Source organism: Vibrio sp. L5-1 (assembly GCF_021728315.1).
In the GTDB taxonomy this organism is placed as follows: domain Bacteria; phylum Pseudomonadota; class Gammaproteobacteria; order Enterobacterales; family Vibrionaceae; genus Vibrio; species Vibrio splendidus_K.
Genome location: NZ_JAKKCQ010000001.1, coordinates 379638 through 397324 on the forward strand (window position 1 = coordinate 379638; position 17687 = coordinate 397324).

General features: G+C 43.1%; 13 protein-coding genes. 7 read left to right on the plus strand and 6 right to left on the minus strand.

The window, feature by feature from the left end:
- Positions 1 to 94: 94 nt before the first annotated feature.
- The 3 genes from L3V35_RS01570 to L3V35_RS01580 all read left to right on the plus strand — a co-directional run bounded on the left by L3V35_RS01570 (position 95) and on the right by L3V35_RS01580 (position 2883).
- The gene (locus L3V35_RS01570; RefSeq protein WP_009845448.1) at positions 95 to 811 is read left to right on the plus strand and encodes a GntR family transcriptional regulator; all 717 of its coding nucleotides are present in this window, start codon (positions 95 to 97) and stop codon (positions 809 to 811) included.
- Between the two features lie 231 nt (positions 812 to 1042).
- A complete protein-coding gene (locus L3V35_RS01575; RefSeq protein WP_054545554.1) occupies positions 1043 to 1939 on the plus strand; it encodes a hypothetical protein in 897 nt (298 codons plus the stop codon).
- A gap of 191 nt (positions 1940 to 2130) precedes the next feature.
- Positions 2131 to 2883, plus strand: a complete 753-nt coding sequence (locus L3V35_RS01580) for a DUF481 domain-containing protein (protein ID WP_054545555.1) — start codon at positions 2131 to 2133, stop codon at positions 2881 to 2883.
- 100 nt (positions 2884 to 2983) lie between these two features.
- On the opposite strand, the gene L3V35_RS01585 is transcribed toward L3V35_RS01580, so the two are convergent.
- The 4 genes from L3V35_RS01585 to L3V35_RS01600 form a co-directional block, all read right to left on the minus strand.
- Positions 2984 to 6061, minus strand: coding sequence for an efflux RND transporter permease subunit (locus L3V35_RS01585; protein WP_237298173.1), 3078 nt, complete (start codon positions 6059 to 6061; stop codon positions 2984 to 2986).
- Complete coding sequence (locus L3V35_RS01590; RefSeq protein WP_237298174.1) at positions 6048 to 7385, minus strand: efflux RND transporter periplasmic adaptor subunit; 1338 nt, start codon at positions 7383 to 7385, stop codon at positions 6048 to 6050. Before L3V35_RS01590 ends, L3V35_RS01585 begins: the two co-directional genes overlap by 14 nt.
- Before the next feature lie 194 nt (positions 7386 to 7579).
- Positions 7580 to 8773 (minus strand): outer membrane protein transport protein, encoded by a 1194-nt coding sequence (locus L3V35_RS01595; RefSeq protein ID WP_237298175.1) that lies wholly within the window; start codon positions 8771 to 8773, stop codon positions 7580 to 7582.
- Positions 8763 to 10967, minus strand: coding sequence for an alpha/beta fold hydrolase (locus L3V35_RS01600; RefSeq protein WP_237298176.1), 2205 nt, complete (start codon positions 10965 to 10967; stop codon positions 8763 to 8765). The genes L3V35_RS01595 and L3V35_RS01600 overlap by 11 nt, the downstream gene beginning before the upstream one ends.
- Before the next feature lie 356 nt (positions 10968 to 11323).
- Here L3V35_RS01600 and L3V35_RS01605 point away from each other — a divergent pair, with 356 nt between their 5' ends.
- The 3 genes from L3V35_RS01605 (at position 11324) to dcuC (ending at position 14360) form a co-directional block, all read left to right on the plus strand.
- Entirely contained in the window at positions 11324 to 12043 is a 720-nt protein-coding gene (locus L3V35_RS01605) for a winged helix-turn-helix domain-containing protein (RefSeq protein ID WP_237298177.1), read from the plus strand.
- Positions 12036 to 12542 (plus strand): hypothetical protein, encoded by a 507-nt coding sequence (locus tag L3V35_RS01610; RefSeq protein ID WP_171329634.1) that lies wholly within the window; start codon positions 12036 to 12038, stop codon positions 12540 to 12542. The genes L3V35_RS01605 and L3V35_RS01610 overlap by 8 nt, the downstream gene beginning before the upstream one ends.
- 450 nt (positions 12543 to 12992) lie before the next feature.
- A complete protein-coding gene (gene dcuC / locus L3V35_RS01615) occupies positions 12993 to 14360 on the plus strand; it encodes an anaerobic C4-dicarboxylate transporter DcuC (protein ID WP_065206214.1) in 1368 nt (455 codons plus the stop codon).
- Between the two features lie 233 nt (positions 14361 to 14593).
- Here the strand turns inward: dcuC and L3V35_RS01620 are convergent, their stop codons facing one another.
- Both L3V35_RS01620 and narQ read right to left on the minus strand, forming a co-directional pair.
- Entirely contained in the window at positions 14594 to 15226 is a 633-nt protein-coding gene (locus tag L3V35_RS01620) for a response regulator (RefSeq protein WP_054545562.1), read from the minus strand.
- Positions 15213 to 16943, minus strand: a complete 1731-nt coding sequence (gene narQ / locus L3V35_RS01625) for a nitrate/nitrite two-component system sensor histidine kinase NarQ (RefSeq protein WP_114635236.1) — start codon at positions 16941 to 16943, stop codon at positions 15213 to 15215. The genes L3V35_RS01620 and narQ overlap by 14 nt, the downstream gene beginning before the upstream one ends.
- A 253-nt stretch (positions 16944 to 17196) precedes the next feature.
- Between narQ and napF the strand changes: the two genes are divergently transcribed.
- A complete protein-coding gene (napF, locus tag L3V35_RS01630; RefSeq protein WP_017078318.1) occupies positions 17197 to 17676 on the plus strand; it encodes a ferredoxin-type protein NapF in 480 nt (159 codons plus the stop codon).
- Positions 17677 to 17687 lie beyond the last annotated feature (11 nt).

Here is a 17687-nt window from a genome sequence, read left to right on the forward strand (position 1 = left end):
CTTTAAAGCAAGGCTTATATAGAGCAAATTTACGTATTTAAGGTACAGGTTGTTAATCAAAGTCTAGTTGTCCTAGCGCACAAATGAGGCAAAAATGGCAAGACTCCCGATGTATCGCCAAATCGCCGATGCAATAAGAGAAAAGATCAGTTCTGGTGAATATAAAGTTGGAGAAGCACTTCCAACAGAAGCACAGCTACGTGAAGTCTTTTCTGTCAGCCGTGTCACCGTAAGACAAGCACTCAAGCTATTGATCGAAAACGATGAGCTTGAAAGCGTTCAAGGCAGCGGCACTTATGTGAAAGAGAACAAGATCAATTACGACATCTACAAACAGTCGAGCTTTCAAGAAAAGTGGGCGCATTTGGATGTGGTTACACACAGTGAAGTTCTGGCCTTTGAAATGAAACCCTGCTCTTTGGCGATGTCTGAACATCTAGATATCAAAGAAGGCGAATTGGTTTTCTACGTAAAGCGTGTTCGTTTTATAGACAACAACCCAATCACGGTTGAAGAAACCTGGTTACCGGTTGCTCTATTCCCGGATCTTACCTATCAAGTGATGCAAACATCAAAATACGACTTTATTGAAAACACCAAAGGCATGGTGATTGATCGAAGTGAACAAGAACTGGTTCCGATTCTTCCGCCAGAAGACGTGGCTAAACAGCTAGGTATCGACCCTGCTCAACCGATTATTGAAAAGCGCACTCGTGGTTACCTTGCCAATAATACGGTGTTTGAATACAGCCGTAACTACTTCACGTCTAACGATTACCGATTTACTTTGGTCGCAAGACGCCAGAGATAATACTCATCAGCGAGTTTCTATAGTCGTAATATGACCAACACAGAGAGCGCCTGTTCTCTGTGTTTCTATGCTGTTATCTCAATCATAAACCTAACTTTCTCCCCAAAATATTCCTAAACCAATATCAAGCAACCTCACAAAAGATCATTCACGTTCATTTAAATACTGTTCGCGCACTTTGAACATAAACTAAGCGCCAAATGACAAGAACAACAGTCGACAGGAATGTAGATGAATACCAAACAACTTGAGGACGCTGTAAGCGAAGTGAGCTTATTCAATCAGCACCTCCACTTAATCCAATCCGTGCATACCATTCCGACCCCAAAAATGAATTGGGAGTCGATTGCGATGGAACCTGCGCCGGCAATGCCAACGGTCCGATTCGATCATAAAGTCAAAGCCATGGAAGCACTCGATGAGTACAAGCCTAACTGGCTAGATATGCTGTTGGGCAGCAAGTCGAAGTTGTACACCCTGACCAACAATATTGAGCGTGCCGCCGAAAAAGACATCGAACAATACAAAACTGAGTTTGTAAGTTGGGTTCAACACTACAGCTACTGGGCCAAAGGTAATCAGTTGTCGAAAGGCATTTTAAACAACGATAGTCGCGCCAAGCTTTCTGCCCTTTCAGAAGCGCAACAGAACCCTATAAACGCCGCTGTAGTCGACACCAAGCTGATAAACCATAACTTTAATACCTATAAGAATGGGCACCTGTTAGAAGTCAATATTCAGGTTAATAAGCACAACGTCATCCCAAAAGAGAAAAAGGTATTGTGCCAAGGCGAAGTGAAGCTTGAAGCGATGCCTCTTTCAGAAAGCAACACCTTATATCGTGAGTATGTGTGTAGCTGTATCCTTAAATGCGCGCAAGATGCTTTCAACGTCTTGCCTGAGACAAGCGTCTTAATCAATGTTGAACAGGTTCTAGCTGACTATTCGAGTGAGACCATCGTTTCATGCCATGTCGAACAGGGATTACTCGAGTTCTTGTTAATCGAAGACGATAAACCCTCTGAGATACTTGAATTCTTTGTCCACATTGAAGATTTCAATCCTCATCGAGGTAACGGATTCTCTGCGATAAAAACGATTTTTTCGCCTTTGCCTATCGCGTCATAACTCACTTGACCTTACGGTTCAATCATTGACTACTCATCACGACTAACCCTTGGTTGGCCGTGTTAAATCACTTTATAAACCAAACTATTATGTCGACACACACTACCTCACAAACAACGCGCCCATTAACAAGCACAGTTTCATACACACGTTCCCTAGCAAAGCTACCTATAGTTCTAATCGCGTTCTCTATGCCCGTATTTGCCGAAGAGGTTGATGAAATGGTACTCGAAGGCGACGTCGTATTAAGCGAAGGTTCTGAGTTAAAAGAAGAAGCTGAAGAATCTCCTTTTACAACCCTGACTAAGCTTGGGTTTATCTACTCGCAAAACACCAGCTCATCTTTGTCGATCAACTCTGGAATCTCTGTTGGATACAAAAAAGAGAACTGGGGACAGCGAGTTCAGTTCGATACCTACTATACCGATGCTGAAAACGACGAAGATGGTACTAATCGCTATACCACAAACTATGGCATTAGCTATGACCTAAACGAAATCACCTATTTGGTCGCCACAACACGTTTTGAACACGACCACTTTGGTACTTATCGTAAGCAATTCATAACAGCTACAGGACTAGGTCGCCACTTTTATGATACTGAAAGAATCAAACTCCAAGGATCTGCCGGTCCGGGTTACCGAATCAGTAAGCGACAGTCTTCTGATGAAGAGTTTCCAAACAAAGAGAACTATGAACTGATCGTCAATGCCAATATTGATGGATCTTTAACCCTAACAGAAACATTTTCTATGGGGGCAACGGCTAACATGGCTTACGGTGAAGAGAACACCAATTACAACCTCAAAGGCTATTTGAAGAACATTCTGATGGGCAATTTGGCACTCACGTTTGATACCGAGTACATTTACAACACCACCGTTGCGTCAGACCAAAGTAACGCTGAAATCTACAGTTCAATGAATCTAAACTACGATTTCTAACCGTCCGCACCGCTCATTTCGCTTAATCTAGAAAACCCCATAGCAAAAGGCCCTCACAACGAGGGCCTTGAAGTATTTAACTTAAACTTAAAGTATATCGCTATGCTGCTTTCGTTCTCAATCGAGTCAGTATGTCCATCTGTTTTAGGTTCGCCATACCGACGTAAGCCACGGGCACTAAGAACAGTGAGAAAAAGGTTCCGGCAGTCAAACCTCCGACCAACACTAAACCAATATTGATACGGCCTAATGAACCCGGACCATCCGCTAGTGCCAGTGGCAATGAACCGAGGATCATGGTGAGTGATGTCATCAATATAGGACGCAATCTTGAACGCGCACTGCTGATCGCCGCCTCTTGAGCACTTGCACCCGATTTACGTTTCTCGTTAGCAAACTCCACCAGCAAAATACCGTGTTTGGTCACTAGCCCAACCAGAGTAAGCAAGCCGATTTTTGAGTAGATATTAAGGCTTTGGCCAAATATCGATAGCGTCAGAATCGCACCCACGATACACAGCGGAACCGTTAGCAAGATGATCATTGGGTCGACAAAGCTTTCAAATTGCGCCGCCAAAATCAGGAAGATGAAAATTAACGCCAATACAAACAACACTTGTGCACCGGCTGTTGAATCAACGAGGTCTTTTACAATTCCATTGAATTCGTAGCTCTGTGCAGGTTTCAATAGGCTTGGAACGGTATCATCAATGTAGGCTTTCACATCGCTCGCCGTGTAACCGGGCATTAAATCAGCCGTAATTTCTGCGCTGTCTTTGCCCATGAATGTCTTGAAGTTCGATTCTGATGTCACTTGTTTAATCGATACAAACTGAGACAAAGGAAGCCTTTGGCCAGACTGTGAATCCACATACAACTTATCGAGAACCTTAAAGTCGCCGAGATCCTTTCGGTTAACTTGAACTTGAATTGGGTACGTATAACCGTCATCGGCTTGCAAATCTGCCGCCTTCACTGAACCTAAGAAAGTAGATAGCGCATTGGTGACATTACTGTAATCCACACCAGACAATACGATAGCATTGCGGTCAATCGACAAGTCATAACGCAATTGGTCACGCAACATCGAATTTTTAATGTTGGTCACGCCCTCATAACTTTCAAGCGCCTCCACCACCTCATTCGCCGTTTCCGACAATACGGTGGTATCACGGTTAACCGTCGTTAACTCTAGGATCATATTAGTGGCAATGTTCAAGTTATCAGCCGAGCGAACCTTGAAAGACATGCCATAAGCAGAGACCGAACTTTGCGCTTTAGCGATAAACTCGTTCACCAACTCATCAGCTGACTGGTCACGCTCGCCCCATGATTTCAATAAAACGTGATTGGTCGGAGTCCCTTCGATGTAAGATAAATTCGCTTCTACTGAATTATCACCTTTGAACACACTGTTAAGTTGCTCGTTGTTGTCTAGGTGATACTGACGTCCGACTCCTGTAGGAGGCGTTGAAGTGACCTCAACAAAACCAGTATCTTCCGTTGGAAGCAACACTTGAGGCATTGTCCAAACCGCCAAAGCAGATAGAGCAATCAATGCCAAGGCAATACCACTCATCAGTGTTTTACGCTCAAACCATTTGCTAAGTTCCTTGGTGTACAAGTCAGACAGAACATTCAGCTTCGCATCAACTTTTTTGTACCACCTTGCCGGCTTTGTAACTGGCTTCATTAAGTAAGCACACATCATGGGTGAGAGCGTTAAAGCCACAAACCCAGAGATGATCACTGCTGCTGCTAACGTGAAAGCAAATTGTCTAAATAGGTCGGCGGTTAAGCCCGACATCAAACCAATAGGGAGATACACGACCGCTAAAGTCAGCGTCATCGCTATCACAGGAAAGACGATCTCTCGGCACCCTTTGATTGCCGCATTAAAAGGGGTTTCGCCCTCTTCGATATGTCGGTAACAGTTTTCAGCCACAACAATGGCATCATCGACGACCAAACCAATCGCAAGAATGATGGCCAAGATAGTCAGCACGTTGATACTAAACCCGAGCACATGCATAACTGCAAACACACCAATCACACACACTGGGATCGTGATAATAGGAATAGACGCCACACGAACTGAACCAAGGAACAACACGACAACGGCTGAAACAAGAACAATCGCCTCAACCAAAGTCATGAAACCTTCATCAATCGCAGTTTTAATGAAGTCGGCTTGGTTATAAACCATCTTCATCTCAATGCCTTCTGGCAACTGAGGCTGAATCACATCGATTTGTTTCTTAACTTTATTCGCTACTGTGACTGGGTTTTCACTTTTCAGTGGCAGCACCTGAATCGACATTGCTAAGTTGTCATCGACTCGAAGAATACTCGGGGTTAAGCTTTCTTCTCCCATTTTAACTTCTGCAATATCGCCGACACGAATGATCTTGCCGTTATCAACACGAATCACCAGATCTCGCACATCATCAACACTGGTCACTTGGTTGACCGGGTTAATAGAGAAATCTCTCACCTGACCTTTGATAGTACCCGCGGTAAATGTCGCGTTGTATGAGCTTAATGTACCAACTACATCCGATGCACTCATGTTAAGCGCCATCATGCGATCGGGTTGAAGCCAAACACGCACCGCCTTTTCACTGCCGCCGTACGGTCCCCAAATACCGCCAACGCCTTGTATATGCTTAAACTGAGGCACAACCTGTTGGCTAATGTAGTCGTACATATCTTGCTTCGACATCTTGCCAGTATTCACAAACGTGATGATGTTACTGGGCATACTGGTGTCAGAAGAGTCATCCGTTACCGTTGGCTTATCCGTCATACTTGGTGGAAAATCGCCAATCGCTTCGACACTGCTGCGCAGGTTGTTCATTAAGCTGGTGTATTCGACATCATCAATGTCATCTTCAAAGATGATTTTTAGATTACACGTACCTTCCTGACAGTCCGTCGTCATGGTTTTCACACTGTCGAGACCGGTTGCAGCGGTAATCAGTTTGTCGGCCACGTTACGTGACATGAACTCTGCGCTCGCACCATTAATCGCCGCGGTTACGGTCGCTGACGGTGTTTTATGTTCAGGGAAATATTGGATCGATAATTTCTGAAATGACAGCATGCCAAATAAAACAATTGCGATACTCAGTACTGAAGCAAAAACTGGATGCTTAATACAAATCTCAGGAAGCTTCATTCAGATTCTCCTTCGTTACGGCTTCCTTGCTTTGGATTTCCTTGCTGTGAATTTCCTTGCTTTGGGTTTTGCTTGATGATTGCTCAGCGGCCGCATTAGTTTCCGCACGCTCGTTATTTTCGTTGACCGCTTCGTCTACACCTTTTGTTGCTTCCGTCCAATCAACCGAAGGCTCAACCGGATGTGCTTCATCAATCTGTGTTTCGGTCTTTTCTACCTCGTGCTTAACGGCCGGCTTAGTGACCTCTTTGTCTATTGGCTCCGTTATTAGCTCAACCGTTTTCTGCTCCGCATTAGGGTTCATTACCTTAACTAGAGACGCTTTCTTTAGGTTCTGTTGTCCCGTCACTACGACCTTATCACCCAGTTTCAAGCCTTTCTCGACAACAACGTATCCGTCGTTAGTATTTACGCCCAATTCAACAATGCGTTGTTCGATCTTTTCGCCATTCACAACCCACACAAAGCGCTCAGCATCTTTTGCTTGAACGGAGTTTTGGGAAACCACCATCTGCGTTGTGTCTTCGCTCGTCATTTGGCTTACTTTGGCAAACATACCTGGAACCAAGCGATGGTCTGGGTTGGTTACGTGCGCGTGTACTTCTACACGGCCTGAACTCTCATCCACCGCGGGGGCAATGTAATCCACTACGCCTGAAAAGGCTTCATCGACAAAAGCATCAACTTGGATGGAAACGTTCTGTCCAAGCTGCGCGTTACCTAAATCCGACTGTCCAATGGAATACTGAACTTCGACAGGATCGAGTTTGATCAAACTCACCAACGCGGTTGCGCTATCAATCTTACTGCCCACTGAGTGGGTAAAATTAGTTAACTGCCCATCAAATGGCGCTACCAATAAATAGTCATTCATCAGCGCTTCTTTCTGTCGGTAATCCGCGGCTGCTAGATTCGCCTGCTCTCCCAGTTCTTCCACATCTTGTTGAGACATAGAGTCAGGCTGTTTCTTTAGTAATTCTTGTACTCGCTTTAATTTCGACTTTGCTAGCGCGAGCGAGCTTCTTGCTTTATCTAAATCAGCTTTCGCTTTGGTATTGTCCAACTGAGCTATCAACTCGCCTTTTTTAACTGAATCTCCATCTTTGAAATGGATGTTGAGAATTTTGTCGGAGGCACTAAATGTCAATGCAGCAGAATCCGTTGCCCTGATTTTGCCAACCTCGTTGATTGAAGAAGTGAATGCTTGTTTGTGCGCTTTTTCGATAGTCACAGGAATCAAGTTCGAGTCTTGGGCAAACGATGGAGAGATATGTAAGGCAAACAGTGCCAGACAGATTGTTTTACTAAGCTTTGTAAATTTCATTTTTAATAACCATAACCGTTGAATTCGTCTGAATTAAAACGTTTTTCTAAGCAGCTATTTCTTACTTAATGAGCTTCCAGCTATTTAAATAATGCTAAAACAGCTAATAATGAGAAAAGGGCTCAACTCACTGTCGAGCCCGGCAATTTTTATATGATTCCTAAATTTTTACGTTCTGAACTCCAAAGTAAAAGTTAAAAACGATGCTGATATTGAACCCCAAGCAAGAGAGCATCGGCAGTCACATCAGCATTTATATTGGAACTCGTTCCTGGAATCGTCGTCAGGTTTTCGTCAATATCTTGTGATTCTCCGATGATAAATCCGACTCCAACGTCCACAGAACTGGCAGCCGTGAAGCTATATGTCCCTCCAACTGTAAGCCAGTGTCGGTTAACATCAGGAATAGATAACGATGTGAGTTCGTCAGTCGGGGAAATGTCGTACATGTAGCCCGCTCGTAGAACGATGTCTTCTGACATAGTGTATGTACCACCGACAGAAACATGCCCTGCATCTTTCCATTGATACTCTTTGATCGAGTCGTCATAAGAGTTAGATGTTAGCGAGTCAAATTCAGACCAGTTCACCCACTGCAGGCTGTAGTGAAAAGCCCACTGATCGTTGAGTTGGTGCCAACCGGAAAACTCTAGAGTGTCTGGTAACGGGACGTTCATTTTGTCAGCAGAAACGCCTGCTTTAGTGATGTCACCTTCAACTTCGATATCAGGGCTGTAGCGATAAGAAATACCGAACCTGTTTCGCTCATTCACTTGATAAGTCGCACCAATGTTGGCTCCCAAACCAAAGCCGTCCGCATCTACATTCAACAAGCCCTGACGGTAGATCTCACCTTCACCGTAAATAACGTCAAGCCCTGCACCTAAGTTGATTTTTTCAGACAACTCATAAGCCACAGCAAAGCCAACGTTGATACTGGAAAGCGCCGTTTTCCCTCCGAACTCATCCGCTTCGAACGACTCGTCAAACTCAACATCAGTACCGAAATTGGAATGGACGGTTACGCCCAAGGTAAATTTCGAATCTTGAATTGGGTGAACATAATGAATGTTTGGGACTAGTGTCCCTGCGTCCAATGATTGGTCATCTAACATTTCAGTATCACCAATCATTGGTGTGTAGCTAACACTCGACACATCAATACCACTATCGATATAGATAGCGCCGACAGAGAGTGTTGGTTGCTTTATGTAAGCCATCGCAGCGCTGTTCTTAGCCACAATTGCCGCACTATCGGCCATAACAGCATCACCCGCGAATGCACGGCCTAAACCCGTTGCTGATTGTGCGTTAAGTTGGAATCCTGCGGCGTTTGTTAAACATGGAATGAGAGCAGCTGCGGTGCCCAATATGAGTTTATTCTTCATCTTGAGGCACCTCTGTTTCGATATGATCTTCGTTCACTATTTCGATTGAGGCACCCTTTGTTGTTACCATAGAGGCAACGGCGACCTGCTGAGTATTGGTCGCATCCCAAACAAAATTAAGCTCTTCTGAATCTGGAAATCCGGGTAATCCCGATTCGTCCATCGTTCCTTCATAAGGGAACAGATAAGTACCATGCCCTCCCGTGGTCGTTCGAATTACCCCGCGAGTTTCAGTAGTAGTTAATGGTTGTCCTGTCGTGCCCGTAATTGGGGCCAATCCCAAAGCCTTTATAAGTGGCTCAGTTCCCGTTCTTATGTTGTCTGGAGCTGAGTTGGGAACGACACTGTCTGGAATGTAATCCACGCCGACATCACATGAGTCACCGCAGTCACCTACAGCCGCCAACAATAACGTTGGTTGTTCGTTGTTGGCTTGACGAGATGTAAAACTCGCAGGATCTGAGCTGTCGATGGCAGCCTGAACTCCCTGCTTTAAACCAGTCACAAGAAGGTCATAAATATCATTTTCTAACTGGCTAACCGTAAGAGCATTTTCGGAAGATAAACTGACAAATTCGTTCAACGCCGCGATACATTGTTGATTGGTCGTATCTGTCACGCAGCTTTCAGGAACAACTGTCTCAGCAATACTGCGCTGTACATCTGGGGATTTCTTAACACCCTCAGACATCTCAGGCCCTAAAGTTTGAGATGTTAAAGTTAGATTGGTGAGCCCCTGTCCTGGTACGACGAAGTTAACTGTTTTAAAACTAAACAAAGGGGAGTCTTGACTGAATTCACTCACCATGACTGACATGATTCCACCCAAGGAGTGCCCGACTAAGTGAATATTTTTTTTATCAACCCATGGCTGACCATTCAAAGCAAAACGTAAACCTAAAAAATCCGAAACCGACTGTTGTAAATTGGAGCGAAGAGCAAGAGGCGAGTCGATATTGATGAAGAAAGATTTGTTCGCTTTAGCACTAATTTCAAGCCCATTTACATCGTATCTCATGCGCTCACCATGATAAGGCATATCAATAGCCACCACCGCAAAGCCCTGTGTTGTATAATCTTTTGCCATTAGCGAAGCGGCAGACTTATCAGCTGTAACGCCATGAACAAAAACCACCGTCGGTAGCTGCTCGATTCCATCCCAACGAGCTGGGGTGTAGATATCAGCATTGATAATTTGTGACTCTACGACAATTGGAAGTGGATCATCTTCAGTAGGAAAGCCACCAGAGCCTGTTTTCATCCATTCATATAACGGTGGGCATGATGCTTTAGGCTCGTATTGATCATAATTACATTCAGCCTCACGACTTTCAGTAAAAGGTAAATAAAATGGAAGCTTCAATTTTTGAGTATAAAGATCATATTTAGTCGTTTTATCTTCGACTAAAATGAGCTCTCGTGAGAAAGTCGTTCCTTCAGAAATATGGTTATCCCTCATCGCATCTAAAGTCGAATAAGCACTCTGCGTTGTAAACTGAGCGGCATACACAGGAACACCTTGTTCAGGAAAGTGCTTGTAGTATGCGTCCATAGCACTGAGTACTTGTTTCTGTAATTCAATATCTCTTTCACTTTCAAGGGGAACACCTGAATATAAAAGGTCATTGAAAGATTGCGCAGCTTGAAGCGACTCTCCAAATTCTGTTTTCACACCATCAGTTACAACGACTGAATACAGTTCATGTGGTTTGAGACTAGCTTCACATTGAATCTTAATATTTGAACCATCAGCTTCAACGCGAGTTGCAACTAATTCCCCACTCTCATCAATTAACACGACATTATTTAATAAAGAGTTGTTATCTAATGGATAACGTTTGTCGGAATTAACACTTTGCAGAGGAATTAAAATCGGTTCTGCACAAAGGCCCCAGCCGTCTAATGCTGCGTATGAATTGTTGTAATCTTGATAATAGGCATCGTTAGCCGATGACATTGCGACAGCGTCTTCTCCAATTCCCGAGATAGTTCCGTCTTCGTCATACCCATACCCATCGTTCGGTTTTGGTAGTTCGTTAATGTTGTAAGGAACCAAAACTGAAACAGGTTCTTGAGTCGAGTCTTCAGACTGACAGCCGAGTAAGGCAAGCGTAATTAGTCCACATATATATGGCTTATTGAATTCTTTCAAAACAGCTCCTTCGTAGCTTTCGCATTTAACTGGTGTGGTCATGCGTTTATCGTTATTTGAGTTGCCGATTGAGTCGGAGGTAAACTCGACTTTTATTCGCAGAGAGCAAGGCAACACAGAGATGGAATGACACGTTGATAGAACTACGTAAGAAATCTGAGCACTTTACCCACACCCACTAAATCAGCGTCACCAGTTAATGATCTAATAGCAACTGACACCAAGCACCTGAAACCGCATTAAACAACCTCAAAAAGGTTTATAAGGGAATCTAAATAGGGCAATAAAATACATTTATTCAATAACTTAAATATCAAAGGAGACAAAGTCAGCGAGTTTATATTTGTAGCAACATTTGTTATATTTAGGTTAGAACGCTTACAACAATGAGAACCCAGATGTCTGCTGAATTTATTATCAATGATGATATACAAGTCAATTTAGAAGAGAGTGAAATCCATCACTTTAAGACGGGCCGTACCTACCCAATAGGTTCTAATGAATCAGAGCTGCTTAAGTTTTTTATCTCGAGACCCAATGAGGTGATCACTCGCCAAGTTCTGATTGAACAAGTGTGGGTGTCTAAAGGTATCTACGTTGAAGATGGTAGCCTAATGCAGACCATCTCGATTTGCCGAAAAGCATTAGAAGACAAGAGCGGGATGATCATCGTCACTGAACGCGGTAAAGGCTACCGATTTGCAGGACAAGTGACACAAGACAAAGAAAGCGCGCTGCGTAAAATTCAATCGCAACCAAAACAAGAAACGAAACAACCTGAAGACAATACGGCGACAGATAGCATAGCGACAGAAAATTCAACAACCGAGACAACGGCCGCAGCGAAAAAAACAAACAGTGTAGTAGCGCTGGTTACATTATTTTTGGTGACTGCAGGTTTATCCCATTATTTATTTTCTTATTTAGATAGAAATAACCTAGGCGAAGATCTCGTGGGTCAGCATTTTATCTCTTGTAAAATCGAATCCGACGAATTCACTTTTAATGAATTATTCAACGTCACGCTTTATGAATATAAGGAACGAAAAATCATCATCGATAATTCAGGAAAATCTCTGAGCTTTCCAGCAGGATTTAAAGGAGTGACTTGTGAATAACAAAAAGAATACAGTAATTTTTGTGGTACTGCTTGGCGTATTAATCGGTTGGCTTTCTACCTTTATTCCGAAGTCACACCTTGCAGGGCATTATTTAGCAAATACAGCTTCGATTATTAACCCGTCCAATAATATGATTCATAACCAGTCTTCTATTAACATCGAATTTAAGAAGAATGACAGTTATGACCTATTATACGTGTCGACCAAGCAAGTCGGTTTTACGTCATCGGGATCTTACTCTGTCACTCAACACGACATCTCACTCGATGAGAACCAACACCAGCAAATCATCCCGAATCGCGAGTTGTCGTTTTACGAAAAAGTCATGATAAGTGAAGGTTCTACCCTATCTTCTGACGCGATGCCTTACATTCCATTGAATAGAGAAGAGTTTTTACTGGTGACGCGCTATGGGATGATTCATTTTTGTAAGAAGGTAGTCTGCTCTGAGCTGTCAACGTATTCAAATGACATTCCTGACGTTGATATGAACTAAGCTCACTCGCTATTTTCACCCTAATTATATTTTAGTGCCAGCTTGTGTTTTAACGCTTACTTAGGGAAATAAGTAGGCGTTAAGCGTCAAAGCTAAGTAATCGTCAAAGCTAAGATTCTCACCTCTTTACTCCGATAAATACCCACTTCGTTACACATTCCCTTCCAAAGTACAAAAAACACTCACGATTTATAGAATAATGCATCCATATGCAACTAGAACAACCAAAAGTGATCCAAGTTATATTCTAACGAGCTACAAAATTTGTTTATTAACATCTAAACAACAGTAGTTAATCACGATTTACAACCACAATTAACATCGAAAAAAATGTTTGTCTTAGATCATATCAACCTCAACTATGCCTCGTGCCACAGTGCAGTTTTCTGTACATTCATTGTCATATTCTGAAACACTTTCTTATATTTTTTAAACTTTGTGGAGATTTCTATGTTAGAGCTCTTGATCGGATTAGTGATTACCATCGCTGTTGGTTACTTTATTGTGAAAGGCTATAAAGCGGCAGGCGTATTACTAACTGCTGGCCTTGCCCTACTTCTTATTACTGGCCTTATTGGTCACACAGTCTTACCAGCTAAGGTCGCTTCAACAGGTAACATGGTTACCGACTCACTAGAATTTGTTAAGTACATGCTTCAGTACCGTGGAGGCGGCCTAGGCATGCAAATCATGCTTCTTTGTGGCTTTGCTTCTTACATGACGCACATCGGCGCAAACAACGTGGTAGTGAAACAATTCTCTAAACCGCTTGCTGCGATCAAATCTCCATACGTTCTTCTTGTTGCGGCTTACATCGTAGCGTGTCTAATGTCTCTAGCAGTAAGTTCTGCAACAGGCCTTGGTGTGTTGTTGATGGCTACCCTATTCCCAATGATGACGGCAATGGGTATTTCACGCCCGGCAGCGGTTGCAGTTTGTGCGTCACCTGCAGCAATCATTCTCTCACCAACCTCTGGTGATGTGGTTATTGCAGCTGAAAAATCAGGCATGTCTCTTGATGTATTTGCCGTTCAAACGGTACTACCTGTTTCTATCTGTGCAATCATCGTGATGGCTGCGGCCGCTTTCTTCTGGAACAAGTATCTGGATAAGAAAGAAAACACACCAATGGAAAAAGTAGACGTTTCAGACATTGAAACAACGGCACCCGCTTTCTACGCTGCACTGCCATTCCTGCCTATCATCGGTGTATTCCTATTTAACGGCCGTACGATTCCAGGCCTTTCACTTGATATCTACACCATCGTCGTGGGTTCTATCTTCGTGGGTGCTCTCATCGATTACGTTGTGAAGAAGTTCGACGGTGAGAAAACATTAGAAGACTTAGATTCTTGCTACCAAGGTATGGCAGAAGCATTCAAAGGCGTGGTAATGCTGTTGGTTGCGGCGGGCGTATTTGCTCAAGGCCTAATGTCTATCGGTGCTATTGATAACCTAATCGGTCTTGCTGAATCAGCTGGCGCTGGCGGCATCGCGTTAATGCTTATCCTAACAGGTCTAACGGTGGCTGCTGCTATCGCGACAGGTTCTGGTAACGCACCGTTCTATGCATTCGTAGAACTGGCTCCGTCACTGGCGGCGAAAATGGGCTTGAACCCTGCGTTCCTAATCATCCCAATGCTTCAAGCATCGAACCTAGGTCGTACCATCTCGCCAGTCTCTGGTGTAATTGTCGCGACATCTGGTATGGGTAAGATCAGCCCATTTGAAGTAGTAAAACGTACTTCTGTCCCTGTAATCTGTGGTCTTATCACGGTTATCTTCGGTACGCTTGTTCTAGTACCAATGGCAGCTTAATTGTCAGTAAAACAGACATGATTATTTGGATATAAAATGCCCTAACAAAAAGGCGCTGAACTTAATAAGTTCAGCGCCTTTTTTAATGTCACGTGTTCAAAATCATTAGAGGCTATTTAGATGCTAAATTAGAAGTTATCGCAAGGAACTGTCGTTAAAATCTCACGCTTTTGCCCCTAACATTTGAAACTAACAGTACGGCTTGAAATAGTTTTATTTCAAAGGAACAAGCCCTACTTCATGTCACCATAGCGTTCTAGGTACAGAACCGTTGCTGCAGTACGTGAAGGAACTTGTAGCTTTTTCAGCAAACTCTTCATATGTACCTTAACTGTCGATTCAGAAATGAACAGATGGTCTGCGATCTGTTTGTTGCGGTAACCTTTTGCAACTTCTTGAAGGATCTGCATTTCACGTTCGGTCAGTTGGTCGAAGATATCGTTGCGGCTCTCAGCATCATTTAAGTAGCGAGATACAACACTGCTGTAGGCTTTGTCGCCATTGTGAGCTTGTTTCAGTAATTCGATGAGTTCATCGGGTTCAGTGTCTTTAAGCAAGTAACCATCAGCGCCCGCTTTTACAATTGCTTCAATATCTGCAGGGCTGTCAGAAACTGTTAGAATAACGATGTTAGCGCTTGAGCCATCAGTACGAAGTGCCTTCAGCGTGTCAAGGCCAGACATACCTTTCATATTAAGATCCAAAAGGATCAAGTCCGGTTCTTCTTCATGGGCAAGAGCGACCGCTTCAGTACCGTTACTTGCTTCTGCAATCACTTCGAATTCATCTTCAAAGCTCAGTAATTGGCTTATACCTCTGCGCATCAATGGATGATCATCAACCAGCATTACTTTACAAATCGTCAACTTTAACTTCCTTCAAACTTTTATATTTCAATATGACTGTACAGCCTTCACCTTGAGCCGCTTCAATCGTTAAGTCGCCATTCAGTCTTGCCGCACGCTCCTGCATAATGCTCATCCCGTAGTGGTTCATCTTCGAACTACTTGGGTCAAAGCCATCTCCATTATCTTTAATCACGACGAATACTTCACCTTCCTCATCGATACAACATACATCTATCAAGTCGGCATTGGCGTGTTTTATTGCGTTTATTGTTGCTTCACGAATCAATTGAAGCAAGTGAACCTGACTGTGCGCATCAAGCTCAATCGATGAAAGATTATTGGTTAGGTTAATCTTCGCTTCTGTTCTTTCGCTGAGTTCTTCAAGCATGGTGCTCAAAGCCTCTCCGAAGTTGCCCTCTTTTATCGTCAACCTAAAGGTTGTGAGCAACTCTCGTAACTGAGTATAAGCATCAGCCAAACCGTTACCGATCTCCGACGCTATTTGTTCCGACTGCTCTCGGTGTTGTTGCTCTGGCAGTTTGCCAATCACACGCTTCAGCAATGTCACTTGGATTTTCAAATACGACAGTGACTGAGCCAGTGAATCATGCAGTTCACGTGCAATTGTTGCACGCTCTTCCATAATAATAAGCTGCTCAGCTTTTTTTTGCGCGCGATTATAGTAGATAGCTCGCGATAAGAGTTGGATAAAACTCTCAATCAGCGTCCTGGTTGAATGGCCATGATGATATGAACAATATAAATAGCCCAAGATAAGCTCATTATCATCCAGCTTCATTTCAAATTTTTCATAATCTAAGTTCGAATCGTACCCTTCATCCATAATCAGTGAACGACCTGAGTTGTCTACAATCTCTAGCCTTAACGATTCGATGCCTTCTAAGCTCACGAGGTGTTGCAGGATTGCTCGGAAGTTCTCTGGGGCGATACGTGTTACGGTCAGCTCTTGTGAAGAGTGATACAACGCCTGGAGTGATTGGTTAGCGTTTTGTAGCTCTATTGTCTTAGCATCCACAACGTCTTCAAGATTTCGATAGAGCGCACCCAAGTCTTTCGCCATTGAGTTAAATGTCTTGGTCAAAATACCCAGTTCGTTGTTATTGGTGACCTTCAACTCGACTGCAAAATCACTATTTTTGATTCGCTGACTGGCGCCAACGAGTGCATGTAACGGCTTAACAACTTGTTTACGGACAAAGTGAACAACAAAAAGAGATATGACGAGAATTCCCCCTAAGCCAATACCACCAGCCCATGCCAACTTTATCAGCTTATCTTCAGAGAACTCTTGCAGCTTAAAAACGAAGCCATCGATTTCAGCAACGAAGTTTTCAACTAATACGAGATAGTGCTTTCGGTCTTCGCTGCTTAATACCTGTTTAAGCTCGTGCCAACGACCAATAATTAAATAGTAATCTTCGGTGATGTCTGTAGGAACTTCCCAACTGACCAAGTTGGCCATTGAAGGGGAATAAAGAGAACTTTCGAATTCACGAATATGAGAATCATAATCAGCTGATTCTATTTGAATATCATGCGCTAAACGATAGCTTTGCATACGCATTGAGCCAGCCACGTTAACCGCCTCTGCGTCGTTGAGACTTGACGCCAATGTGAAGATAGCAAAACCAGTAGTGGCAACCGAAAGGAGCAGTATGGACAGTAATGATTTAGCTATTGTACTCGTTACAGATGAAACTGGTTTAATAAGCAAAATCAAAATCCTGAAGGTATATAAGTGGCTGTCCGAAACCTATTGTCACACATCAAAAAACAGAGCTCCATTCAATATGTGACCAAACGCTTCGTAATTTATTGATCTAAGACAATATAGGATCCTATTTAGCCCTTAAGGGGTATTTATACAAATATTTCTAAAACTACACTACTTGTGAGGATAAATGACAAGATATTAACAAAACAATGATCTACAATTACAACATCTTAGCAACATTAGTAGGCATTTAGTGGTAGACCTATCGAGACGACGCCTATTTTCTAGGCGAAAAGTAGATTCAAGCCAGATTCGATTGCCTTGGATTAACAGCCTAGAAAGCTTTACAGATGACTGCACTCGCTGCGGTAAATGTATCGAAAATTGTGAGACTAAGATAATCATTGTAGGCGATGGTGGTTTTCCTACTGTCGATTATTCAAAAGACGAATGCACTTTTTGTTATCAATGTGCTGACGTTTGTCCTGAACCAATTTTTAAACCCAAGGAAGAAACACCTTGGCAAGCAAAAGCAAGTATCTCTGATAAATGCTTAGCGCAACAAAATGTTGAATGCCGAAGCTGTGGTGACATGTGTGAACCTATGGCCATTCAATTTCAACTTAGAGCAGGCAGTGTTGCTCTACCAAAAATCGAGTTAGATGAGTGTAACGGTTGTGGAGCCTGCGTAGCAGTTTGCCCTACTTCAGCTATTCTTGTGAGTAATGCATAAAACAAAAATAA